This window comes from Pseudomonas sp. B14(2022) (assembly GCF_012030485.1).
In the GTDB taxonomy this organism is placed as follows: Bacteria; Pseudomonadota; Gammaproteobacteria; order Pseudomonadales; family Pseudomonadaceae; genus Aquipseudomonas.
Map to the genome: position 1 here is coordinate 196342 of NZ_JAAUVM010000004.1, position 22301 is coordinate 218642.

The window sequence follows — 22301 nt, forward strand, 5'->3', positions numbered from 1 at the left end:
CGATCCCTTCAAGCGACGTGTGCGGACCTCTATTTGGCAGGGCCGGATTTGAACACGCCGCTGAGCACAAACGCATAGCGTTCCGGGCGGATAAAGAAGGTGGTGCGGTCGCAGCAGCGCCCGTCGACAAAGTAAGAGCTGCGCTCCATCACCAGCAGCGCGGTGCCGCGTTTGACGTGCAGGGTGCTGGCCAGGCTGGTATCGGCCGTTTGCGCACGAATGGCCAGGTCGGCACGGATGACGGCCAGGCCGGGTGAGTTTGTCGCGATCCTCGGGCCGTCCGGTTGCGCCTGGGCGGCGCACGCATCAAGGACCGCTATCGCGGCGCCTACTGGACCGGAGAAAGGCGCGTGACGGGAGCGGTCATCAACGGTTTTCGCGCCTTGGGCCTCGATCACCCGGAGCAAACCGTATGGCGCAAGGACGCCACGACCCTGGCCTTTCGCACCGACACCAACGGCGAAACCGACAGTATCGAAATCGACCTGTCGCAATTGGCCGGCGCGACGTTGCAGATCCGCAGCCGCATCGACAACTACATCAAGGTCGGCGATCCGTCTGAACCCCAACGCGGGGCAAGCCCGCTCGCCACAAGGGGCCGGTTCAGCTCAGGCATTGCGCCCCGGCTTTGGCCACCTGTGCATCCTGGCCAGACTTGACCCCGGACACACCGACGGCGCCGATTACCTGGCCGTCGACGATGATCGGCACACCGCCTTCGAGGGCGGTCAACAAGGGCGCTGACAAAAAGGCATAGCGTCCGCCATTGACCATCTCTTCATACCCTTTGGACTCACGCCGACCCAGTGCCGAGGTGCGGGCCTTTTCGGTGGCGATGTAGGCACTGACCGGCGCGCAGCCGTCGAGGCGTTCAAGGGCCAGGGGATGGCCGCCGTCATCGACAATGACGATGGTCACGGCCCATTGATTGCTGCGGGCTTCGGTGCGTGCAGCCGCAAGGATTTGGCTGACTTCGGTCTGGCTCAGTACGGCTTTGGTTTTCATGGGGATTCTCCAATACTGGGTGAGGGCAACGCGGCCTCGACCAGTTCGATCCAGTGCCTGACCGGGGTGCGCCCCGCTCCGTCGAGGTGGGACTGGCAGCCAATATTGGCGGTGGCGATGACGTCGGGGTGGCCGCTTTCCAACGCAGTGAGCTTGTTATCGCGCAGTTGTCGCGACAATTCGGGCTGGGTCAGCGAGTAGGTGCCCGCCGAGCCGCAGCACAGGTGGCTGTCGGGAACAGCGGTCAGGTTGAATCCCAGGCTTGTCAGCATGGCTTCAACGGCACCGCCGAGTTTTTGCGCGTGCTGCAACGTGCAGGGGCAGTGGAACGCCAGGCGCTGGTCGCTGTGTACGCCAAGCTTATCCAGCGGCTCGCCGCGCAGCACTTCAACCAAGTCCCTGGCCAGGGCACTGACCCTTTTCGCCTTGTCGGCATACGCCGGGTCGGTGCTGAGCAGGTGGCCATAATCCTTGATAAAGGCACCGCAGCCGCTGGCGGTTTGCACAATGGCCTCGGCACCGCTTTCAATGCTCGGCCACCATGCATCGATGTTGCGCCGCGCACGCTCAAGGCCGGCCGCCTGAGCGTCGAGGTGATAGTCCACGGCACCGCAGCAGCCTGCCTCATGGGTCGATATGACGCTGATCCCCAGTCGATCCAGCACCCGCGCCGTGGCGGCGTTGGTATTGGGGGACAGACTCGGCTGCACGCAGCCCTCAAGCATCAATACCTGACGGGCGTGGCGTGGGGTCGGGCGCGGTTTGACCGGGTAGGCGCGGCGAGGCAACTTGGCCTGCAAGGTGTTGGGCAACAATGCCCGAAATAGCTGGCCACTGCTGATCAGCACGTTGAATAGCGCGGGATTGGGGACGACGCTGCGCAACCCCTCGCGCAGCAAGCGTTGACTGAGTGGGCGCGGTACAGCTGCGTCGACCACCGCCCGGCCGATGTCGAGCAAGTTGTGATAGTCGACGCCTGAGGGGCAGGTGCTTTCGCAGTTACGGCAGGACAGGCAACGGTCCAGGTGCTCCTGGGTCTTGCGCGTGACTTCATTGCCTTCGAGCACTTGCTTGATCAGGTAGATGCGCCCCCTCGGGCCATCCAGTTCATCGCCCAGCAGTTGATAGGTCGGGCAGGTGGCATTGCAAAAACCGCAGTGCACGCAACTGCGCAGGATGCTTTCGGCTTCTTCAGCGCGAGGCAGTCGGCGGGCGTCTTCGCTCAAGGTGGTCTGCATGGTTCAAAGCTCCGCGTACAGGCGACCGGGGTTGAAGATGCCCCGTGGATCGAGTTGCTGCTTCAGATTCCGGTGGTAGCGCATCAACGTGTCGGGCAGCGGTTGGAAGGGACTGTCGATCAGGCCCGGGTGGTAGCAGGTCGCATGCCCGCCGAGTTTATCGACCACCGCGCGAATGACACTCGCGTCGGCGTCGGATTTGAGCCAGCGCTGGGCGCCCCCCCAATCGATCAGTTGCGTCCCTGGCAGCGACAATCGGGGCGTGTTGTGCGGCAAGGACAGGCGCCAAAGGGGCAGGTCCTCATCGAAGAAACTCAACCGGTGTTCGTTCAGGTCATGCCAGTAGGCAGCGTCCAGACACTCACCGCCCAGGCGGTCATGGGCCGCCGCCACCGAGCCTTCACCCCCTTCGAGTCGCAGGTGCAGGCGCTGGCCATCGTGACACGCGGCGCTGATCGGCAGCGGTTGTTGCCCCCATTCCGCCAGGCGCAGCAAGGCACGGTCGGTGTCCAGCTCCAGGCTGATGCTCAAGGTTTGCCGTGGTTTGGGCAGGACCTTGAGGGACACTTCGGTCACCACCCCAAGCGCGCCGTAACTGCCGGCCATCAAGCGCGACAGATCGTAGCCGGCGACGTTCTTCATGACCTCGCCGCCGAAGCGCAAATGCTTGCCCTGTCCGGTGATCAGCCGTGTTCCGAGGATGAAGTCGCGGACCGATCCTGACCACGGACGCCGTGGCCCCGAGAGTCCGCAGGCAATCATGCCGCCCACGGTGGCGTGTTCACCGAAGGAGGGCGGTTCGCAAGGCAGCATCTGTTGCGAGGCGTCCAGCACTTCTGCCAACTCCGCCAAGGGCGTGCCGCAACGGGCGGTGATCACCAGTTCAGTCGGGTCGTAGCTGACGATGCCACGGTGGGCGCGCGTGTCGAGGACTTCACCTGTGACTGCGCGTCCAAGGAACGCCTTGCTGTTGGAACCCTGGATGAGCAGCGGCGTGGCGTTGTTCAGCGCCTGGTTGACCTGCTCCAGCAGCGCTGCGCTGGCGTCGATAGCGTGTTCGCTGTGCATCAGAAACGCTCCAGGTCGGGGAAGGGCATCTGACCCAGATGAACGTGCATGGCGCCAAACTCGGCGCATCGATGCAACGTCGGGATGTTCTTGCCAGGGTTGAGCAATCCGCCTGGGTCGAATGCGGCTTTGACGGCGTGGAACACGTTCAGCTCATCGCTATTGAACTGGGCGCACATCTGATTGATCTTTTCGCGGCCCACACCATGTTCACCGGTAATGCTGCCGCCGACCTTCACGCACAATTCGAGGATCTTGCCGCCCAGGGCTTCGGCGCGATCGAGTTCGCCCGGTTGATTGGCATCGAACAGGATCAGCGGGTGCATGTTGCCGTCGCCGGCGTGGAAAACATTCGCTACCCGCAGGTCGTACTCGGTCGATAACGCCGCGATAGCGTGCAGCACGCCAGGCAGTTCGCGGCGCGGGATCGTCCCGTCCATGCAGTAATAATCCGGTGAGAGGCGGCCCACCGCCGGAAACGCATTCTTGCGCCCGGCCCAGAAACGCACGCGTTCGGCCTCATCGCGAGCCTGGCGCACTTCGGTGGCGCCGGCCTGTTCCAGCACTTGGCGCACGCGGTCGCAGTCGTCGTGGACGTCGGCTTCTACGCCATCGAGTTCACACAACAGAATCGCTTCGGCGTCCACCGGGTAGCCGGCGTGAATGAAGTCTTCGGCGGCGCGAATGGCCAGGTTGTCCATCATTTCCAGGCCGCCTGGGATGATGCCGGCGGCAATGATGTCCCCCACCGCACGGCCAGCCTTTTCGACGCAGTCGAAGGCTGCCAGCAGCACTTTGGCCGTTTGTGGTTTGGGCAGCAGCTTGACCGTGACCTCGGTGATCACCCCGAGCATGCCTTCGGAGCCGGTGAACAACGCGAGCAGATCGAAACCCGGAGAGTCGAGGGCCTGGGACCCCAGGCTCACGTGTTCGCCGTCGACGGTTAGCACGTCGACGTTGAGCAGGTTGTGCACGGTCAGCCCATACTTCAGGCAATGCACGCCACCGGCGTTTTCCGCCACATTACCGCCGATGGAACAGGCGATCTGCGAGGAAGGGTCCGGCGCGTAATACAAGCCAAATGGCGCAGCCGCCTGGGAAATCGCCAGGTTGCGTACCCCCGGCTGAACCCGGGCGGTGCGGGCGGCGGGGTCGATGTGCAGAATGTTGTTGAAGCGCGCCATCACCAGCAACACGCCTTTTTCCAGCGGCAGCGCACCGCCGGACAAACCAGTGCCCGCACCACGAGCCACAACCGGTACACGCCGCTCATGGCAGACTCGAAGCACGCCCTGCACCTGATCGATGTGGCGCGGCAGCACCACCAGCATGGGCGTGGTGCGATAAGCGGAGAGGCCGTCGCATTCGTATGGCTTGAGCGCTTCGCGCTGGTGCAGGATTTCCAGATCAGGCAACCGAGTCTGCAGGGCCTGCAACAGCGCCTGTTTGTCGACGTCAGGCAGGACGCCGTCGACGCGTTCATCGTAGAGAATATTCATAGTCGGTAGGCGACCCTCAGTTGTTTTTATTCGAGGTCTGTTCCGATGCAGCTGGCTTGCATCATTCGCCTGGGGCGTTTTACTGTCTATGGGTTGTTGGTCTGGTCGAACCAGTTGTTTAATCGTTGTTTCTTTATTCGGTTAAAAAAGACCATCAAAAACAGTCGATTAACCGGGTGTTTGAGCACTGGCGAGTCGGACGCTGAAGCTGGTCATACCAGTTGGAGATCGCATGGACAGCACAGAAACGGGCCGTACCCAGCAAGTTGCCGACGTGGTCTGTGAGCGGATCGAGCGCCTGATCGTCGACGGTGTGCTCAAGACCGGGCAACTGTTGCCTTCGGAGCGGCGGTTGACGGAAAAACTCGGCGTCTCGCGTACCGCCCTTCGCGAGGGACTCAAGGTGTTGCGCGCTCGCGGGATTATCAACACCGAGCAAGGCAAGGGCTCATTCGTGGCCGACCTGTCGGGGCCGGGCGTGGCGTCACCGCTGCTGCACCTGTTCAGCTCGCAGCCGCGGACGCTCTACGACCTGTTCGAAGTGCGTAGCCTGCTCGAGGGCGAATCCGCCCGCTTAGCGGCCCTGCGTGGCACCGACGCCGATTTTGTCCTGATCACCCGCGCTTATGAGGCATTGCTCGATGCCCACGGCCATTTGCTGGAGGCGAGCGAACATGCTCGGCTTGATCATGCGTTCCACCTGGCGATCTGCGAGGCGTCGCACAACCCGGTGCTGGTGCAGACCTTGCGCTCGCTGACGGACTTGCTGCTCAACACCGTCTTCGCTTCGGTCAACAACCTCTATCACCGTGAACCGCAGAAGCGCCAGATCGATCGCCAACACGCACGGCTGTATAACGCCGTGATCGGGCGCCTGCCGGAGCAGGCGCGCAAGGCGGCCATCGCGCACATCCAGAGCATCTGCGAAAACCTCAGGGAAATTGAAAGCGAAGAGCAACGGCTGATTCGGTCCACGTTGCGACTGGAGGGGTGGGCGTGATGCAGCGCCTGGATCTATTATTCATTTTAGGAATAAGAATAATAGAATATATTCCTTGGTCGTATTAATCATCATGCTACCTTGCTGTCACCGGACCGCCGGATATGTTCAATCCTATTGTTATGGTACGACTATGTCTGGCGCCCGAATCTTCCAAATCAGCCTTGAGGCTCTGTCGCATGACGGCGCCCACGCAGCGATTTATCACGCCGGCAATATCCGCATCAGTTCTTTTTCCTCCATTGCCGTTCCATTCGTTACCGGCAAACCTCTCCCTTGTCAGGCCAACAGCGAAGCCTGCAGTGCAATCAGCGAAGGCTTGGCGTTTCTTCTCTACGCCATGTGAATCGTCGTTGTTGGGTGGACTGCCCCCGGCATCGTAGACATCTCCAGCTAAGGCTCTGTCCAGGCGCAGGTGAGCGCCTGGTAGAGCACGTCACGCTTCTCAAGCTGGAAAATGAGAGACCCAGCCGGAGCGGTCTCATCCTCAAACGACTCAAAAACTTACCCAGCAGTGTCGGTCTGCCGTCATTGAAGCTCCTCAAGGAATTCACAGCCATTATGAACAACGCTAAAAAACTGACTCTAGTGGCTGCTCCACCTGGCACAGATTTCCATCGCGGTGACGGTTTCAATAAGAAGTTCGTCGCTTCCAGATGCTTGGTACTTGCAGTGTCGCTTGGTGGGCTGTCGACATTAGCTTCCGCCGCGTCTCAATCCCCGCCGTGTGAAACACCACCGGGCGGGATAATGTTCATTACTCAAGACTGCGTCGATCCGGAGTTCGACCGCCCGGTAATAGATAGCCGAGAAGATTTGAAAAGCCCTGTTCTGACGCATCGCGTTTCCGGGCACTTCGAAGGCACCGATGTAAAGTTCAGCTTTTTCTTCCCGCCGAAAGCCCAATGGAAAGGGCGTTTCTTCCACAAGGTTTATCCCTTGGGTGACGGTAGCGTTCCGGACCGGGTAATCAAATTTGGTGCCGACAGCGGTGCGTATACCGTGGATACTGTTTCGCCCTCTGGCTATCGAGCCAACGCGGCGGCTGCAAAGTTCTCGAAGATGGTCGCTGGGGAATACTATGGACTGCCCGCTTCTCAGATCCACGGCTACATCTATGGTGGCAGCGGCGGGTCTTATCTGACCATTGCAGCGGCTGAGAACTCGTCGGGGGTGTGGGAGGGTGCCGTTCCATTCGTCATTGGCGTTCCAACATCCATTCCTACCAATTTTTTTGTTCGTGCTTTCGCACGTCTTGTACTCGAAGATAAAGCGTCACACATTGCCGACGCTATGCGACCGGGAGGTAGCGGCGATCCTTTTGCAGCACTTGACGCCACGCAGGCCTCGGTTCTTGCGGAGGTCACGGCAATGGGCGTGCCCCTGCGCGGTTGGGATAATTACGCCTACATCCTGGGTCTCAACGACCCGCAAGGTTTACTGGGGTTTGCCAGTTCGGTCAAAGGCATTGATCCCGGTTATGCAGATGACTTCTGGAGTAAACCTGGCTACCTCGGTACCGCGCAATCCACTCTGGGCACTCTTGTCCGAAGGGCGAAAATTGAGCGCGTAGTGTCGGTTCAAAGGATAGATCGTGACTCGGCTGGTAAGCCATTAAGCTTGCACGTGGCCGGGTTGTCGCACCTCAAAAACAGCTCTTGGTTGGACTTCACTCTCGAAGGGGCAGAAGGGGGCAATCGAAAATTGCTTGGGTCTTTGGATGCCGAGCGCGGAGTCATTACGCTGTCCGCGCAAAATCAAGTCGACATGCTCAACACTCTGAGAACTGGAACCAAGATTCGTGTCGACAATCGCTGGGCAATTGCGTTGACCTCCTACCATCGGCATCAGGTACCGGTTTCTGGTGGATTTGCTGTGTGGGATCAATTTCGCAATGCAGACGGTTCTCCGCGCTACCCGCAACGCCCCCAAGAGGTAGGCTCAATAATCAGCGCAGGTGTCAGCGGAGGCGGTAGCTTCACCGGCAAGATAAACAGCAAGATGATAATCATAGCCAATGCACTTGATGTCGATGCCTACCCTTGGGATGCCAACTGGTATGGCCAGCGATTGAAGGCGGGAGAGGGTAATCAGTACGACGCGAAGGTGCGAATCTGGTTAAACGATAATGCAGACCATTTGGATGGCAGCGTTGTTGCCTCGGGCGCGGCTGACAATCAGTTTGTGAGACTTGTAGATTACAACGGCATCCTCGAACAGGCCGTCAGGGACGTAAGTGCCTGGGTGGAAAATGGTACAGCGCCGCCTCGCTCCACTCAGTATGGGCTCAATAATGGCCAGGTCTCATTACCTGCAGACGCATCAGCAAGGCAAGGCATCCAGCCTGTTGTGAAACTCACGTCCAGGAGCGGTGAGAGAATCATTGCCAAAGTCGGGGAGCCCGTCACGCTGCTGGGTGACATTACCGTCCCGCCATCTGCCGGCAAAATTGTGAAAACGGAATGGAGCCAGACGGGGAACGATGATTTTCTAGACGCTCCGCTTCCTCATCAGCCGTCAGAAACGCTCGCTATACATAAAACACTCACCTACTCGGAACCTGGCACCTACTATCCCGTGCTCCGCGCTACCGTCCAGCGTGAGGGTGACGCCACGGCGGAGTTTACGCGGGTCGGAAATCTGGCAAGAGTGCGAGTAGTAGTGGAGTAGGAAATGCCCAGGTAATTTCTCACGAATTCGGCCATAGGCCATTGGTGCTGCGAGCAACATGCAACGGGTAGGCCGGGACTTGTTTCGCAGCGATGTTCCTGCTGATAGGTTCAGGGTTTGAGAGCAGCCGTAGCTGGTGTCCGTGCCGGTTCAGCTGCCGTTCGCGGCGCTCTTCATCCCAGCGATAGAACCCTTGCCCGCTGCGCAGACCGGTGTTGCCTGCGGCCACTTTCTCCCTGAGCGGCTCGATGAGTCCACAGTACGGGCATCGCTGAAAAACCGCCTGCTGTCGCAGCAATCAAACCGACCAGTTGCAATCCAGGGTAGCCACTTAGGGTGCTGGCGAACCACCCCAGCGCTGAGAGCTCTGCAGCAAAAGCGAAATGACCTGCGCGCTCCTGGCCGCGATCAGAGGAGGCACACAGCAGAGGCATCTACCTGCAAATGCAAAGCACAGCCGAGGAGGACAGGACTAAAAGAGTTGCAATAATGCCGGCGTTACGACCAAAAATATTATTGGTTGTAAACGAAAGTGCATAGCCATGCAGAATGCGACCAACAAGCAGTATTGAACCAAGTGCGTGCAGTTGCCATTGCGGTGAGCCGCTTAATTCTAGAAGTCCAATCAGCAAGAGTGCCAGTGGAACGTACTCAGCGAAATTGCCGTGTCCTCTGATGCGCCGAAACATGACGGGGTTGCCACCGTCACCAAAACTGGGACTGCCGGGACCTACTCTTCCAATAATTACTCGGACACTTAGCACAACGAACAAAATTGCAAGTAGTCCGCTATAGAGGATTGTAACTTTCATTATGTGTTCCTTGCCCAAAGAGGGGGCTTGGCTAGTGTCTAAAGTCGCTCGCTTCGAAGTGTTGTGCAGTCCGTGTAGTGGTCATCTTCGCTCTTTCAATTGCGCTGCGTTAGTCGGAGCTGAAGCATTGCTACTGGACGTCTCCCGAGGAAGAATGCGATTTTGATATGGCGGAAACAGGGCAAGAAATAGTTTGCCCTGATACAGGAGTTAAGCGTCAGCGCCGCCTAGAATATTTTCAAGTTGCATTTCTTTTAAAACACGGTCTTGAATGGGCTGCTTGGCAGCATTAATTTCATCAACACCCCAAACCATGCCGACAGCTGTGCGCGTAGGGCGTTTGCCAGCAGGCATATCTGCTAGCGCTAAATAAGTATCTACGACCAGCTGTGGATCGGGTGCTTGGTCAGACTGCATGAATTTCGCGAACTCAGCGAACATAGCGCCAGGTATCTTTGCCAATTCACCATAACTGTCAAGCACGTCAAGACGGGAAGGCTCTTGCCCGCCTGCACTCAGACCTGTAGGGAACGGGCCTGGTTGTACGATGGCAACATCAATACCGAAGGGAGCCACTTCGTAACGTAAGCCTTGGACGTAGCCTTCCAGAGCGTGCTTGGTGGCGGCGTATGTAGAGAAATAAGGCGCTGAAATCTGGCCGACCATTGATGAGGTGTTAATGATCAGGCCGGACTTGGCTTCCCGCATCGCAGGCAAGACAGCCTGTATAATACGCATAGCGCCATAGTAGTTGGTTTCCATCTGTTCCCTGGCTTGGGCAATACTAAATGCCTCCGTAATACCAAGGTACATTACGCCTGCATTGTTAATCAAAATATCAATCTTGCCCGCTTTAGCCAGCAAACCGGCAACGGCTGTTTTGACGGATTCGTCGCTGGTGACATCCATATCTACAACATGGATGAGGTTGCTATACGCTTCCAGCTCGGCCTTGACTGCGGCGTTCTTGCCTTCTGTGCCACGCATGGTAGCGAACACTCGGTAGCCCTTGTCGGCAAAGTCTTTCACTGCTTTTAGGCCAAATCCGCTGCTGCTACCGGTGATGATTACGTTTTTTTGTGCTTCGCTCATTTTTCTTTCCTGCCTGGCTGTAAATTAAGTACCGTGTGGTACGATAATGTGGGGTGGCATCATGTGTCAAGTTAAAATACTGGGTGGTACGAAATGATTTTAGATCCAACAAAACCTTTAAGGGGACGACCTAAGACCCTAGACCGCGATCACGTTTTGGATGTGGCAATGGAAGCCTATTGGAAAGAGGGTGTGCGTGGTTTGTCCCTTAATGAGATTTGCAGAAGATGTGATATATCGAAGCCAGGTCTTTATCGTGAATTTTGGAATGAAGATGGCTTGATGAAAGCGGTTATTCTTAAATATCAGGAACAGGTGCTAGATTCTGTGCTGCAGATGTTAAACACAGAAATGCCGTTTCGAGAGGCGCTTGATAACCTAGTGTCATTTGCCACCTCAGTGAGTGATAGTCAAGAAGTTCCAAAGGGATGTCTTTTGATAAAGATGCGCGAATCACGCATGCACTTGGGTGAAGCAACACGAGCACAAATTGACTTCATACAGGAGCAAGCTTTGGCTGCCTACAGGAAATGGGTGGAGCGTTCAAAGGCCAAAGGTGAGTTTTCTGCAGACATTTCATCAGAGTTTGCATCTGCCTATATCGATGCACAGTTAAGTAATGCTGCGTCGCAGATATCTCGTGGTGAGGATCCGCAAATTGTAAAGAAAATGCTATTAGTCGCTTTTTCTGTGTTCTGAGGAGTATGACTCTTTGCTCAGTGTTTCTGGTTAGACGAAAAACCAGTGTACTGTCGCCGAAATCGTTTACGTCCTGAGCGCTGCCCTTTGGGTAGGCGAGTTGGCGCGAAATAAGCTCGTCACGACCGGCAGCGGACGGTGCCTTCCTATGACGTTGGTGGGTGCGGCTGGACGGCTGTTGGCGCAGCCGACCATTCCATCAAAATTTAAATGAGTACCGGAAAATCAGGCGGTTTTCGTTGGCGCTATCGGCGTACGTCGACCGATTGGTCGAGTTGCGCCACTGCGCTGACACATTTTTGAACGGCCCACTCTGGACGGTGTAGGTGATATCGGTCACTCGCTCCCATTCCTTACCGTCCTCTCCTCCGAGTCGCAAGCGGGCAGCCTGACGTGTAGTCAACCGCCAGATAGGTGAAATGATCGGCTTTTACAGGCTTGTACCCAAAGGCCGTGAGCCGTTCGAAGTCGGTTGAGTTGCGTTGTGGTGCAACGCAGTGCACGAAGTTGGGCGGGGCGTAACAGGGGGGAGGTTATTCTTCCAGGTGGCCGCGTCGATAGGCGCCAGGGCTGACGCCAGTCCATTTCTTGAAAGCCCGATGAAACGCGCTGGTTTCCTGGAAGCCGGTGGCGGCGGCGACTTGCGTTACCGTCATATCGCCACGCGACAGCAGGTCAATCGCCATGTCGCGGCGAAGGTCGTCCCTGAGGCTTTGATAATGCGTGCCCTCTGCCTGCAAGCGGCGTTGCAGCGTGGAGTTGGACATGTGAAGCTCCACCGCCAGGTCATCGCGTTCGGGCCATTTTTCCGGGCAGTCCAAGAGCGCATGGCACATCAGTTTGAAGCTGCCGCGACGCATGGGATGACTGTCGATGCCAAAAAATTCATCGTCCAGCAGGTTGGCTATCTCCACCCACAGTCGGGCAAAGGAGGTCGCTGAGACCCTGGCTTTTGGGGCGTTGAGCAGTTGAGGGTCGAAGTCTGCATTGGCTAACGCAGCTGTCAGGTCCAGTTGCCTTTGCCTGGCGCTATACAATGCTTCATGCACCAAGGCAATTGACGTGGTGCCTTTATCCTGGAGGGGCGTCATGGATATTCCGCACAGGTGTGATTGGCAATAATGTAGGGCTAACGCCGGTTCACCGCCAGTGCGACGAGCCGCTTCAGCAGAGAAGAGCCGCTTCCCAAAAAAGGCGACGAAATAGGAAGCGGAAGAACGGAAGTCAGCGTAGAGACTTCATCCTCGTCTAACCATACAACCGCTGTTCAATCTCTTCGAGCGTGCTGCCTCGTGTCTCCGGTACCCACACTGCAACGAAGGTCAGGGACAGAAGTCCTGCTCCCACGAACACAAAGAAGGTTTGGCCGATCCCGATCGTTGCAACCAAGGATGGAAAGAACATGCCGATCATCACGTTGGTCAACCAGAAGGCTGCGATCGCCATGCCCATGCATCCGCCACGGATGCGCATTGGGAAAATTTCTGCCAAAAGTACCCAGAAAGCAGGCCCGATCAGCCCTTGCATGGAGGCCAAGAACATCGACATGGCGCCGAGAATGAGCATGGCGCGGGTGACGGAGGGGTCGACAAAAACTGAAACCAGGCCAATCAACAGCAAAGACAATGTGGTGCCGGTGAAACCGAGCAACATCATTGGGCGACGCCCCACGCGGTCCAGCAGAGCAATACCCACGAACGTTGCGCCAATCGAGATAATGCCGTTTACGACATTGGCTATCAGTGCGCTACGTTGTTCCAGGCCTGCTTCTGTGAGGATCTGGGTGCCGAAGTACATGATTGAATTGACTCCGGTCAGCTGCGACGTAACAGCGATACCGATGCCAATCAAAAAGATTCGTCGCGCGCCTTTTTGAGACAGATCGCGCCAGCCACCTTTTTTGATGAATCGCTCGTTGCTGATCTGCTGAGTGATGGCCTCCATCTCAGCCTTGGCGTAGTACTCCTCCCGTACCAGTTTCAGTACCTCCAGGCCCTCTCTAAAGCGCCCTTTGGTGGCTAGCCAGCGCGGGCTTTCCGGCATGTAGAGCATACCCAACCAGAGTGCCACGGCTGGCAGGGTTGCCAAGGCAAGCATCCATCTCCAAACACCATCGAGATCGCTGAACAAATTGCCCAGTGTGGCGTTGGTGGTGAAGGCCAGGAATTGCCCGGTGACGATCATCAGCTCGTTGCGAGTGATGATGCGACCGCGGATGCTGGATGGGGCCATTTCCGCAAGATACGCCGGCACGACGACCGACGCGCCGCCCACCGCTAACCCCAGCGTGAAGCGGGCGGCCACCATGACGTTGAGGGTGGGCGCCAGCGCACAGGCCAACGCGCCAAGAAAAAACACTACGGCGAGGAAAAGAATGATACGGCGGCGACCCTTGAGGTCCGATAGGCGACCGCTGCACAGCGCCCCCATCATTGCGCCGATCAATAGGGCGCTGGCGACCAAGCCCTCCGTAAATGGCGTCAGGCCCAAGTCATCCTTCATATAGAGCAGGGCGCCATTGATGACGCCGGTATCGAAGCCGAACAGCAGGCCGCCAAACGTGGCAATCCAAGTCACTTTTTGCAGGTAGCGCTGTGCCTGGCGTTTTTCAGGACTTACATAGGCGGCTGAAGTGTCTGCCGTATTTCCGTAGGAATTAATTGTCATTGTGATATTCCTGACTGAAACTTATGGGGATGCTCACTCGCCATTGCGGTGAGCGATTTAATATGGAATTACATTGGTTTTTTCTCGTGGTGCGATTCAGATGGACTGGGGTTTGAAATCGCTGGCGGCAACCGGCATGACGCTCTTTAGCAGTCTTACGGACTTTTCCAAGCCCTCGAGGCTGTTGAGTAAAACGTCCTCATGCTCAATCGATAGCCAGCCATCGTAGCCAGCCATCTTCAAGCGGTAGCAGAATTGCCGCCACCATTGCTCACCGTGGCCGAATCCAAGCGTGATGTAGGACCAGCTTCGGGATGAGATATCCATCAATGAGCCATTTTCCAGGAGTGAATCCACGGCCTGGACTGGCGCGTTCAGCAAAGTATCTTTGGCGTGCACATGGTAAATGGCGTCGCCCAGTGCCTCGGCGGCGACCAGCGGGTCAGCGCCCATCCAGAACAGATGCGAGGGATCCAGGTTGGCTCCTATCACCGGTCCGATCGCATTGCGTAGTTTCAGCAGCGAACGGACGTTGTAGACGCACTGGTTACCGTGCAATTCCAAAGCGATACGCTCCACACCGTTCTCCTTGGCCAGATCAGCGATCTCGCTCCAGAAGGGCAGCAGGCGTTCTTCCCATTGATAGCGCAGCATTGTCTGGGTTTCGGGAGGCCATGAGGCAACCACCCAGTTCGGCATCCTGTCGCCGGCCCGACCCTCTGGTAAGCCGGACATGGTGCAAACGGTCTTGACTCCCAGTTCACCGGCTACGCGTATCGTGTCCTTGAGACACTGGCCTTGCTCGGGCTGCGTGGGATGCAAAGGGTTGCCGTTGGCGTTCAGGGAAATGATTTCCAGGCCGTGCTCCTGGAAGCTGCGTTTGAGTGCCTGGCGTTCCTCGGCGCTGGCGAGCATCTGCGCCAAGTTAAAGTGCGGCGCGGTCGACCATCCGCCGGTGTTGATCTCCAGGCCCGACACTTCCAGGCGTTCAGCCTGCTTGAGCATCTCCCGCAATGGCAGGTTACCGAGGCTGTCGGTGACGAATCCCAGCTTCATGACGTAGCTCCTTCTCGCGATCGGTAGAGGGGCGGTACTTCCAGCGTTGGCAAAACTACCCGGCGACGCTGATTGAGTGCCTCGATACCGGCTTGGGCGACGATGGCTGCGCAATAGCCGTCCCAGGCATTCGCGGCATGGACAGGGAATACGCCTGTGTTGATGAACTCCACGAATGCTTTGTTCTGCAGGCGGTAGGCGTCGGCGAAACGCGGCCGCCAATCGGCAGCGTACCGTTCAAAGCCTTGAAGACGGGTATTGAAACGAGCATTTACGGGTGTGGCCAGTTGCACGGAACCCAGCTCGCCCACGAGCTCGCCACGCACGTCGTACCCGTAATGGGCGTTGTTGTTGATTTCGATGTTCACCAGATGGCCTTCCCGGGTTTCCAGCACCATGAATACCGGAGCACCGGCGCCATCCTCAGACGTGCGGGTAGGTTGGAACACTGAAATGGCAACGTATTCAGTGTCGAGCACATGACGGGCCACATCGAACTCATGAGGCGCGGAGTTACTGATCGCCATTTGCCCGCTGAAGTTGGCGGGAGCTTCTACGTTGCGATGGAAATTGTGCATCATCACAGCCCGACCTATCACGCCGTCGCCCAAGGCACTTTTCATTTCCCTGTACGACGGGTCAAACCGGCGCATGAAGCCCAGTTGCACGAATTGGCGACCCCGGGAGGCCTCTTTGTCGATGACCGCCAGGCACTGGTCCGGGCTTTGAGACAGCGGCTTTTCACACAGTGCAGGTTTCCCAGCCTCGATGGCTGCCATGGTCAGGACCGCATGGGTTTCGTCCGGGCTGGCGATGATGATTGCATCGACATCGGACCTTGAAAGTGTGAACAGTGGATCAGTGGAAACGTCAGCGGCGCCATAACGGTCAGCTATCAGCTTCGCTCGCTCTGGCGACGCATCACACACCACATGCAACGTGGCTCCCGGAAGGTCCTGGGCAATGATGCGGGCGTGATCTTCCCCCATAATCCCTGCGCCGATAACGGCGATTCGTATGCTCATATTCAACTACCTATCAATGGGCGAAAGTCATCAACGCGGCGTCGAACTCGCGAGCGTGTTGATTGAGAAAGGCGGTGCACAATGGGGCAAAAGCGGCGTAGCCGCGGCGGTCGAAATCAACCGATGGGGACGAGTTACTCATGGGGCGATCCTGGCGGTTTGTTGTGTTTGTTATGCCTCGATTATTAGCACCGAAAAAGCAATCATCAAGCAGCGCCATAGGCGGTTTATGATGTAAAACACCTCAAATACGAAGATGCTTTCATGCCTGTCATTGCTCTTGAAACAATTATTAGCAATGCGTATATGGTGTAAATAACATCAAAAAAGGGCTGGCTATATGACCATGCAAACATCGGCGCGTTTATGGAAGGGGCCCACTGTTCAACAGGTCGCCAAGGTGGCCAGGGTCGGGGTAGCGACCGTTGATCGTGTGCTGAATAACCGTCCTGGCGTACGGGAAAACACCCGTCTGAAAGTGCTGGCGGCGCTGGATAAGCTAAAGAAAGATTTGGCTGACGGCATGGCAACTTTGCAGATCAAGCTATTTTGCGATTCGGGTGAAACCTTCAATGCTACGTTGGCCGGTGCCGAGGCGTTGGTGAACGCTTCGACACCTGGCGTCGTCGTGCATGGCTACTATGTACCGACTAACCAGGTCGATCCCGCCACTTTTGCTGATCAGGTTCAGGCTGAGGGCGCCTCAGCGGATGGTGTGATCGTCGTATCGCGCGAGCATCCGGCGATCAACCGAGCGATTCGCAAACTGTGCAGCCTGGGTATCCCCGTCGTGTGCCTGACCACCGACCTGCCTAACTCCGGGCGTAGTGCTTACGTTGGCAATGATCAATATGCGGCGGGCAGTGTCGCCGGATTGCTGATCGGCAATGCTTTACCTAAAAAGCCCGCGAAAATCCTGCTGGTGACCAGTGTGCCGTTTCGCTGTCAGCAGGAGCGGGAGATGGGGTTTCGCAGGGTGCTCCGTTCCGAGTTTCCGTATCTGAAAATCGACGAACGAGTGATGTCCGACGATCGCCCTCAGACCACGACTGAACAATTGACGCGCTATTTTTCCAAGCACAACTATCCCGCAGCCATCTACAACGTGGCCGGCGCCAATCGGGGTGTTGCTCAGGCCATAGAGACTATTGCGGCTGAGGATCGGCCTATTTTTGTCGGTCATGAGCTGACGGTTCATACGCGGGCGATGCTTGAGTCCGGCGTCATGGATTATGTTATCTCTCATGATTTCGTTGGCGAGACTGCCGCAGCGGTGCGCTGGATACGAGGAGCGATTGAGGGAGCGGTGACAACGCCACCTTCAACACAGATCTTGATTCACACCCGATACAACTGTGGTGCGTAAGGTCACGTTGCGGTCGGTATCCAATTTTGTACTTCGACCACTGCGTCCTCGATGCCTACATAAAAGCGTATGGGACAACCTGGTGGCAGGCCTGCAAAAGGAGGTTCCCTACGACTCAACCGTCGTTGTTTTCTTCGCTTCGTCTAGCATCCATTGAGCAAACGCTTGTATTGGTTCTCTGCTCAATGCGATGGGCTCGGGGAGGATGAGACAGAAGGTTTTGGAAGTGGTTTTCCCCTCTGGCCACGGAGCGACCAGACGTCCTAACGCAAGTTCGGTTTCAACGTAAAGACGCGGGACCAGCGCAACACCGAGGCCGGCCAATGCAGCCTCGATCAACATGCCGTGAAGATCATAGCGTGCACCAATCGCTGGATTGGTAAGTGGGATCCCCGTTTCCAGGGAATAGCGCTGCCAAGCATCCGGGTTCTGGCGTCGGTGCAGGCGTGGAAGCTTGTCCAGTGTTGCTGCTCCTGTGCTCTCCTGGAGCAATGCAGGATGACAAACAGGAATCAGCACTTCATGCAAAAGGTGGTGAGTCCGCATCCCCGTCCAGGCTGGGTGCTCGAAATGGATGGCAGCATCGAATCCGCTCCCGGCGAGAACGAAGGGGTCCATGCGCTCAGCCAAATGCACAGTGATGTTCGGGTGCTTTTGCTGGAATCGTGTCAAGCGAGGAATGAGCCATCGCATCGCGAAAGTCGGGATAGTGGCGATGTCCAGGCTCGCGCCATCGTTCGGCTGCCCCATTAAGTACTGACTGTCCCGATCCAAGCGGTCCAGCGATTCGCGAACTTGGGCCGCGTAGCGTTCCCCGTTGGGCAGGAGCCGGACACGATTGCCGACTCGCTCGAATAGCGCGACACCGAGGAAGGCTTCCAGCCGGCCAATCTGGCGACTGATGGCGCCTTCAGTCAAAGACAGTTCCTCTGCCGCGCGCGCGAAGCTGCCGTGACGAGCGGCCGCTTCGAATGCTGTCAATGCCGTGCTGCTCGGGATCTTCTTTCGCATAAGCGTTCTCGGTCTAAGGAGGGTGATCCAGCTTAGCTTGATCTTTTGTCACTGAAGCATACCGAATAATCGTTTTATGCGCCGAGATCAAGGTCATACGATGATGAGACATCAACAAAGAGGGCCGGACGTACAAGAAGTCCGGTAGCGAGTGATCCATGATCTACACCGTAGAGTGCAGCTTTGCCGACCCAGCCAGCGAAGCAGAGTGGAATGATTTCTATAGCCTGGAAAAGCTACCCGCGCTTATTTCCGTGAGCGGGTTCCATACCTCGCAGCGCTTCAAGGCGTTGAGCACGGGTTGCCCTGTCTACCTTGCCGTGCATTCGATCGACGGTCTGGCCGTGCTTGAGGGCGATGAGTATCGCCAGAAGGGCGGGGGCAACTTCGCACGTTGGCAGCAGCACATCACCGATTGGCACCGCAATCTTTACGGCGGCCTTGAGCGTGCACCTGCCATCGGTGAAGGCGAGCATCTGATCGTGAGCGCAGTCGGTCCCGAGCCGCTCATCGAGATGGGGCTCACGCCTGAGCAGATGTGGGCTGTCGCATTGGAGAAGTGTCCTGAAAACAGGTGGCTGGCGAAGCTGGATAGCGCCATTAGTCTTGGTTTGAATGCGCTTCCCAAGGGCGTGCATCTCTATGCCCCGATGACCGCGCAATTGACGAGTCACGACGGCACAGTGCCGCAGACCCAGGTGTAGGACCATGCCTAACCTGACGATCTTCATCCAGGCGGAAAACATGCCGCCCGAAGCGTATCTGTCGGAACTCACTGAAGAATGTACTCGGCTTTGCACGGATGTCCTCCAGGCTACGTTGGACAACGTGCATGTCATCTATGTCTCAGTTCGCCAAGGGCGCGGGCATCCTGCTTACGCGGAAATCAGGTACCGCCTCGAACCGCTCCGAACGCCATCAGTCATGGACGCCTTCACGGCGCGATTGGATGTGGCCATAAAGCGCCATACAGGGCTAACGGCGCGCATCCGTTGCTTCGGCTATTCGCCCCCCGCCATCTACGCGCGGAACTGATGACGCGCAAGGAGTACCGCAATGAGCGACATGAAATTTCCGGGCCAGCACATCGGCGAGTTTTCGATTACGGCCATCAGTGACGGGTACCTTTGCGCAAGTCTGGATCTCCTCTCGAATATCGATCCTGCGGAGGCGTCCAAGTTGCAGCAGGACGCAGGCGTGAGCGACCCATCCTCGATCCACATCAACTGTTACCTAGTGCGTGGAATGGGCCGCACGATCCTCATCGATGCGGGGGCTGGTGGTTTCAAGCAGTGGGGCGGCAAGCTAAAGGCGAATCTCGCACTTGCTGGCGTGCAACCCGCTGACATTGACACCATTCTTCTGACCCATGCACATCCCGACCATGTTGGGGGGCTGCTTGACGCTTCAGGGGAAGCAGCCTTTCCCGATGCAGAGCTAGTCGTCCACCAGCGTGAGGTTTCTTTCTGGGAGGACGATGGCAATCTCAGTCGAGCAAGTGAGCGTGCTCGTGGCAACTTCCTTTTTGCTCGGAAGGTGTTCGATCAGTATCGGGAGAAGACGCGCATGTTTACTGATAGCGAAGTTCTCCCTGGCATTAGTGCGATGCCCCTTCTGGGGCATACCGCAGGACATTCCGGTTATCGTCTCGATTCCAATGATCGTAGTCTGCTGGTTTGGGGAGATATCGTTCATTTCCCCCAAATTCAGATTGCTCGTCCCGACGTATCCATTGCATTCGACCAAGATCCGCTTCTTTCCGCCGAAACACGATCCAAACTATTGAATGTTGTTAGCTCGGATAAGATTCTTATCGCGGGTATGCACCTTGGCGAACTCGGATTTGCACAGGTCGAGCGGATAGGTAAGACCTACAAAATTTCCTACGAAACTTAGCAGCTGTTCGAGATGCCTACGATGCATCGGCTGCGGCGAATGAGGTCATTGATCCCACAGCGCCTACTGCGGTGCTGCTGGCGATTTGGGCATCGGCGCAGTCGTTGCCGTTGATGGTACTGCTGACGGGCCTGCTGGGTGCGTTGACCTATGTGGCGGTACCCGCTCTGCAGGCGCGGGTGATCGAGTTGTCGCACACCCACGCGCCGCAGGCACCCGCAGTGGCGGCTGGGCTGAACATCGCCGGCTTCAATGGCGGCATCGCGCTGGGTTCGCTGCTGGGCGGGGCCAGCCTGGAGGCGGTGGGGCTGACCAGCACAGCCTGGGTCGGTGCGATTGTCGTGGGCCTGGGGATCGTCTGGATGCTCTGGCAGATGCGAGAAAACCGTGCTGAACGCACCGAAGTGCCTGGATGAGGGGATAGCGATGGAGCTTCGTCACACTTGCTCGGCATCTGCCTGGCCCTGGCTTCGGCTTTTTTCTACGCCGTGGTGGCGGCGGGCATGAATTTTGGTTGGTCGCTGAGCCGTGCCCCGCGTCAGGAAGTGACCTAGAGCTGGGTGCGACACCACACGCCATCTGAACCAACGTTAAATCAAGGGAGTTGATCGTGACTGTGATCCTGTGTGGCCTGGGAGGCTGCCTTCCGCCTCAGATAATTGACAATCAGTAAATTTCCAGCGGGCTGGATACCACGCCCGAATGAATAGAATCGCGCACGGGCATTCGTAAGCGTCGAATGGTCAGTGATGGGTTGAGCATGTGACCGCCGTGGATAGCAGGATTGACCTGGGTGGTGTTCCAACTCAGCTACCTGTGGCTGTGGATGTGGCTGTGGCTGGTGCTGTCATATGACCTTGCGGATTACCGGGAAAGGCGCTCTTGATCTTCATGAAAAAGAATTCGCTATCCCGGTAACCGTACGCCATCCGCTTAATGACCTTGCGGGCGGGCTTGTCATGACGCAACCGGTTAGCCTCGTCGACACGGACCCTATCAATCACTTCTCGGCCATATTTGGCCACCACATGGAAGAGGTCGTAGACCACTCGTGTGTTGGGACTGGATCGTTGATGTGGCCAAAGAAATGGGGCTGCGTGGCGCGACCCTCTCTACAGGTATCGGGGGTTTTGGGCATACCGGTCGGTTGCATTCCTCGCATTTTTTTGAAATGGCGGATCAGCCGACCGAGATTCGCATGGCTATCACCGAGGACGAATACGAAAGGTTGTTCAAGCGGTTGGAGCTTGAGGAAATCTCCGTGTTTTACATAAAGACCCCAATCGAAATGGGCACCGTCGGCAAAAAGGCCAACTAGCCTCACCCCTCATTAGAATCCTGGGGTTATGAATATGAGCTATGCGGAGGATACGGTTCGCCTAGCTATCTTCAGTGCTACGAGACATTGACCACGGCTCGTCCAGGCTGGTCGTTGCTATCAATGATTTTGAAGAGGGCATTGTAGAAGGCGATTGCTTGATCGCGAAATTCATGAAGAAGCAAAGCGATACTTCTTAGGTCAATGGGGGTGGGCAAAGCCGCGAAGGTTGGGGTACCGACCACTCGCGCCGGGCACCCTTTCGGGTGCCCGGCGCGACCCCGCCCATAACGCAGACAACGCGATAGCATGTGCTTCATGGTCGGCTACGGGCAAAGCTCAATCAAAATTTTTCCAGAGTACCCATCTTTGATAATCCAGTTGTGGGGCCGTGCTTTCAAGCAATTCACGATCTCTTATTTGACTAAGGTGATTGGTACATCCGAGAGCTGAATCACCTTGGCCGCGACAGAACCCAGAAAGATCCCCGCAAGAAAACCGTTACCATGTGAGCCTAAAATGATGCTGTCACATCCTAGGGATTGGGAGCACGCCACGATTTGGCTGGCTGAATCGCCTTGTAGCGTATGGAGTGTGAATGCAATACTTTCGTGCTTCAGAAGCTCGACAGCCTTTTGTGAGTCTTCAGCACTTTTATCACCATAGTAACGGTCAAGCTCATCCGAGCTCATGTCGTGTGCGATTCGAGTGGGTAAAAGTGGCTGCACATTCACCAGATAGACCTCAACACTCCCTCCCAGTAATCCGCCATCTTGGACTAGCCCAATAAGATAACGTACCGCCCGTTCCGAATGCTCGGAACCATCGACAGCTACAAGTATTTTATGCATTTTCCAAATCCTCTTTCAGTGGCATGAA

Annotated in this window: 22 protein-coding genes and 5 pseudogenes; 11 read left to right on the forward strand and 16 right to left on the reverse strand. The window is 56.9% G+C overall.

The genetic code is table 11. From position 1 onward, the window contains the following. Window positions 1-29 precede the first annotated feature (29 nt). Window positions 30-251, reverse strand: a pseudogene (locus HCF10_RS08790) (UTRA domain-containing protein); the annotation flags it as partial. A 27-nt stretch (window positions 252-278) separates the two neighbouring features. Here HCF10_RS08790 and HCF10_RS31790 point away from each other — a divergent pair. Then, window positions 279-569: pseudogene (locus tag HCF10_RS31790) on the forward strand (hypothetical protein); the annotation flags it as partial. 34 nt (window positions 570-603) lie between these two features. Here HCF10_RS31790 and HCF10_RS08800 read toward each other — a convergent pair. The 4 genes from HCF10_RS08800 to glcD are packed head-to-tail and all read right to left on the reverse strand — an operon-like array spanning window position 604 to window position 4810. Further along, window positions 604-1005 (reverse strand): heme-binding protein, encoded by a 402-nt coding sequence (locus tag HCF10_RS08800; protein ID WP_167655308.1) that lies wholly within the window; start codon window positions 1003-1005, stop codon window positions 604-606. Further along, on the reverse strand, window positions 1002-2243 hold the full coding sequence (gene glcF, locus HCF10_RS08805) for a glycolate oxidase subunit GlcF (protein ID WP_167655309.1): 1242 nt from the start codon (window positions 2241-2243) through the stop codon (window positions 1002-1004). The genes HCF10_RS08800 and glcF overlap by 4 nt, the downstream gene beginning before the upstream one ends. A 3-nt stretch (window positions 2244-2246) precedes the next feature. Beyond that, window positions 2247-3311, reverse strand: a complete 1065-nt coding sequence (gene glcE / locus HCF10_RS08810) for a glycolate oxidase subunit GlcE (protein ID WP_167655310.1) — start codon at window positions 3309-3311, stop codon at window positions 2247-2249. Then, window positions 3311-4810 carry a glycolate oxidase subunit GlcD gene (glcD, locus tag HCF10_RS08815; protein ID WP_131696423.1) on the reverse strand — a complete coding sequence of 500 codons (1500 nt, stop codon included), beginning with the start codon at window positions 4808-4810 and terminating at the stop codon, window positions 3311-3313. The genes glcE and glcD overlap by 1 nt, the downstream gene beginning before the upstream one ends. A gap of 232 nt (window positions 4811-5042) precedes the next feature. On the opposite strand from glcD, the gene glcC reads away from it, so the two are divergent. The 3 genes from glcC (at window position 5043) to HCF10_RS08830 (ending at window position 8480) form a co-directional block, all read left to right on the forward strand. Further along, window positions 5043-5810 carry a transcriptional regulator GlcC gene (glcC, locus tag HCF10_RS08820; protein ID WP_131696422.1) on the forward strand — a complete coding sequence of 256 codons (768 nt, stop codon included), beginning with the start codon at window positions 5043-5045 and terminating at the stop codon, window positions 5808-5810. 133 nt (window positions 5811-5943) lie between these two features. Then, on the forward strand, window positions 5944-6156 hold the full coding sequence (locus tag HCF10_RS08825) for a hypothetical protein (RefSeq protein WP_053187656.1): 213 nt from the start codon (window positions 5944-5946) through the stop codon (window positions 6154-6156). A 215-nt stretch (window positions 6157-6371) separates the two neighbouring features. After that, window positions 6372-8480: a Tat pathway signal sequence domain protein gene (locus tag HCF10_RS08830; protein WP_237683080.1), complete on the forward strand. Its 2109-nt coding sequence runs from the start codon at window positions 6372-6374 to the stop codon at window positions 8478-8480. A 434-nt stretch (window positions 8481-8914) separates the two neighbouring features. Here HCF10_RS08830 and HCF10_RS08835 read toward each other — a convergent pair whose 3' ends face one another. Continuing rightward, window positions 8915-9292 carry an MAPEG family protein gene (locus HCF10_RS08835; RefSeq protein ID WP_167655311.1) on the reverse strand — a complete coding sequence of 126 codons (378 nt, stop codon included), beginning with the start codon at window positions 9290-9292 and terminating at the stop codon, window positions 8915-8917. Window positions 9293-9502: 210 nt separating this feature from the next. Beyond that, window positions 9503-10384, reverse strand: a complete 882-nt coding sequence (locus HCF10_RS08840) for an SDR family oxidoreductase (protein ID WP_145338676.1) — start codon at window positions 10382-10384, stop codon at window positions 9503-9505. A gap of 93 nt (window positions 10385-10477) precedes the next feature. On the opposite strand from HCF10_RS08840, the gene HCF10_RS08845 reads away from it, so the two are divergent. After that, a complete protein-coding gene (locus tag HCF10_RS08845; protein WP_145338677.1) occupies window positions 10478-11083 on the forward strand; it encodes a TetR/AcrR family transcriptional regulator in 606 nt (201 codons plus the stop codon). Window positions 11084-11282: 199 nt separating this feature from the next. Here HCF10_RS08845 and HCF10_RS08850 read toward each other — a convergent pair. The 6 genes and pseudogenes from HCF10_RS08850 to HCF10_RS31685 all read right to left on the reverse strand — a co-directional run. Next, a pseudogene (locus HCF10_RS08850) lies at window positions 11283-11486 on the reverse strand (OprD family outer membrane porin); the annotation flags it as partial. Between the two features lie 130 nt (window positions 11487-11616). Next, entirely contained in the window at window positions 11617-12174 is a 558-nt protein-coding gene (locus HCF10_RS08855; RefSeq protein WP_167655312.1) for an AraC family transcriptional regulator, read from the reverse strand. Between the two features lie 157 nt (window positions 12175-12331). Further along, window positions 12332-13750 carry a sugar porter family MFS transporter gene (locus HCF10_RS08860; protein WP_167655313.1) on the reverse strand — a complete coding sequence of 473 codons (1419 nt, stop codon included), beginning with the start codon at window positions 13748-13750 and terminating at the stop codon, window positions 12332-12334. A gap of 96 nt (window positions 13751-13846) precedes the next feature. Further along, window positions 13847-14806 (reverse strand): sugar phosphate isomerase/epimerase family protein, encoded by a 960-nt coding sequence (locus HCF10_RS08865; RefSeq protein ID WP_131696417.1) that lies wholly within the window; start codon window positions 14804-14806, stop codon window positions 13847-13849. Further along, window positions 14803-15831 (reverse strand): Gfo/Idh/MocA family oxidoreductase, encoded by a 1029-nt coding sequence (locus HCF10_RS08870; RefSeq protein WP_145338679.1) that lies wholly within the window; start codon window positions 15829-15831, stop codon window positions 14803-14805. The genes HCF10_RS08865 and HCF10_RS08870 overlap by 4 nt, the downstream gene beginning before the upstream one ends. A gap of 13 nt (window positions 15832-15844) precedes the next feature. After that, complete coding sequence (locus HCF10_RS31685) at window positions 15845-15973, reverse strand: hypothetical protein (protein WP_259242521.1); 129 nt, start codon at window positions 15971-15973, stop codon at window positions 15845-15847. 198 nt (window positions 15974-16171) lie between these two features. Between HCF10_RS31685 and HCF10_RS08875 the strand changes: the two genes are divergently transcribed. Then, entirely contained in the window at window positions 16172-17197 is a 1026-nt protein-coding gene (locus tag HCF10_RS08875) for a LacI family DNA-binding transcriptional regulator (RefSeq protein ID WP_145338680.1), read from the forward strand. A gap of 108 nt (window positions 17198-17305) precedes the next feature. On the opposite strand, the gene HCF10_RS08880 is transcribed toward HCF10_RS08875, so the two are convergent. After that, window positions 17306-18208: a LysR substrate-binding domain-containing protein gene (locus HCF10_RS08880; RefSeq protein ID WP_145338681.1), complete on the reverse strand. Its 903-nt coding sequence runs from the start codon at window positions 18206-18208 to the stop codon at window positions 17306-17308. Between the two features lie 158 nt (window positions 18209-18366). Between HCF10_RS08880 and HCF10_RS08885 the strand changes: the two genes are divergently transcribed. From HCF10_RS08885 to HCF10_RS08900, 4 genes are all read left to right on the forward strand, one after another. Then, entirely contained in the window at window positions 18367-18912 is a 546-nt protein-coding gene (locus tag HCF10_RS08885) for a sugar ABC transporter (RefSeq protein ID WP_167655314.1), read from the forward strand. Between the two features lie 4 nt (window positions 18913-18916). Next, window positions 18917-19243 carry a hypothetical protein gene (locus tag HCF10_RS08890; protein ID WP_167655315.1) on the forward strand — a complete coding sequence of 109 codons (327 nt, stop codon included), beginning with the start codon at window positions 18917-18919 and terminating at the stop codon, window positions 19241-19243. A 21-nt stretch (window positions 19244-19264) separates the two neighbouring features. After that, window positions 19265-20104, forward strand: coding sequence for an MBL fold metallo-hydrolase (locus HCF10_RS08895; RefSeq protein ID WP_167655316.1), 840 nt, complete (start codon window positions 19265-19267; stop codon window positions 20102-20104). Window positions 20105-20175: 71 nt separating this feature from the next. Beyond that, window positions 20176-20520: an MFS transporter gene (locus HCF10_RS08900; RefSeq protein ID WP_205885602.1), complete on the forward strand. Its 345-nt coding sequence runs from the start codon at window positions 20176-20178 to the stop codon at window positions 20518-20520. Between the two features lie 390 nt (window positions 20521-20910). Here HCF10_RS08900 and HCF10_RS08905 read toward each other — a convergent pair. Continuing rightward, window positions 20911-21165 (reverse strand): annotated as a pseudogene (locus HCF10_RS08905) (hypothetical protein); the annotation flags it as partial. Here HCF10_RS08905 and HCF10_RS08910 point away from each other — a divergent pair. Further along, window positions 21165-21422: pseudogene (locus tag HCF10_RS08910) on the forward strand (DUF190 domain-containing protein); the annotation flags it as partial. The pseudogenes HCF10_RS08905 and HCF10_RS08910 sit on opposite strands and share 1 nt — an antisense overlap. A 416-nt stretch (window positions 21423-21838) precedes the next feature. Here the strand turns inward: HCF10_RS08910 and HCF10_RS08915 are convergent. After that, entirely contained in the window at window positions 21839-22273 is a 435-nt protein-coding gene (locus HCF10_RS08915) for a universal stress protein (protein ID WP_131696405.1), read from the reverse strand. Window positions 22274-22301: the final 28 nt, after the last annotated feature.

Coding starts and splice junctions, on each gene's coding strand:
- HCF10_RS08800 (WP_167655308.1), bottom strand. CDS start 1,005: ATGAAAACCAAAGCCGTACTGAGCCAGACCGAAGTCAGCCAAATCCTT.
- glcF (WP_167655309.1), bottom strand. CDS start 2,243: ATGCAGACCACCTTGAGCGAAGACGCCCGCCGACTGCCTCGCGCTGAA.
- glcE (WP_167655310.1), bottom strand. CDS start 3,311: ATGCACAGCGAACACGCTATCGACGCCAGCGCAGCGCTGCTGGAGCAG.
- glcD (WP_131696423.1), bottom strand. CDS start 4,810: ATGAATATTCTCTACGATGAACGCGTCGACGGCGTCCTGCCTGACGTC.
- glcC (WP_131696422.1), top strand. CDS start 5,043: ATGGACAGCACAGAAACGGGCCGTACCCAGCAAGTTGCCGACGTGGTC.
- HCF10_RS08825 (WP_053187656.1), top strand. CDS start 5,944: ATGTCTGGCGCCCGAATCTTCCAAATCAGCCTTGAGGCTCTGTCGCAT.
- HCF10_RS08830 (WP_237683080.1), top strand. CDS start 6,372: ATGAACAACGCTAAAAAACTGACTCTAGTGGCTGCTCCACCTGGCACA.
- HCF10_RS08835 (WP_167655311.1), bottom strand. CDS start 9,292: ATGAAAGTTACAATCCTCTATAGCGGACTACTTGCAATTTTGTTCGTT.
- HCF10_RS08840 (WP_145338676.1), bottom strand. CDS start 10,384: ATGAGCGAAGCACAAAAAAACGTAATCATCACCGGTAGCAGCAGCGGA.
- HCF10_RS08845 (WP_145338677.1), top strand. CDS start 10,478: ATGATTTTAGATCCAACAAAACCTTTAAGGGGACGACCTAAGACCCTA.
- HCF10_RS08855 (WP_167655312.1), bottom strand. CDS start 12,174: ATGACGCCCCTCCAGGATAAAGGCACCACGTCAATTGCCTTGGTGCAT.
- HCF10_RS08860 (WP_167655313.1), bottom strand. CDS start 13,750: ATGACAATTAATTCCTACGGAAATACGGCAGACACTTCAGCCGCCTAT.
- HCF10_RS08865 (WP_131696417.1), bottom strand. CDS start 14,806: ATGAAGCTGGGATTCGTCACCGACAGCCTCGGTAACCTGCCATTGCGG.
- HCF10_RS08870 (WP_145338679.1), bottom strand. CDS start 15,831: ATGAGCATACGAATCGCCGTTATCGGCGCAGGGATTATGGGGGAAGAT.
- HCF10_RS31685 (WP_259242521.1), bottom strand. CDS start 15,973: ATGAGTAACTCGTCCCCATCGGTTGATTTCGACCGCCGCGGCTACGCC.
- HCF10_RS08875 (WP_145338680.1), top strand. CDS start 16,172: ATGACCATGCAAACATCGGCGCGTTTATGGAAGGGGCCCACTGTTCAA.
- HCF10_RS08880 (WP_145338681.1), bottom strand. CDS start 18,208: ATGCGAAAGAAGATCCCGAGCAGCACGGCATTGACAGCATTCGAAGCG.
- HCF10_RS08885 (WP_167655314.1), top strand. CDS start 18,367: ATGATCTACACCGTAGAGTGCAGCTTTGCCGACCCAGCCAGCGAAGCA.
- HCF10_RS08890 (WP_167655315.1), top strand. CDS start 18,917: ATGCCTAACCTGACGATCTTCATCCAGGCGGAAAACATGCCGCCCGAA.
- HCF10_RS08895 (WP_167655316.1), top strand. CDS start 19,265: ATGAGCGACATGAAATTTCCGGGCCAGCACATCGGCGAGTTTTCGATT.
- HCF10_RS08915 (WP_131696405.1), bottom strand. CDS start 22,273: ATGCATAAAATACTTGTAGCTGTCGATGGTTCCGAGCATTCGGAACGG.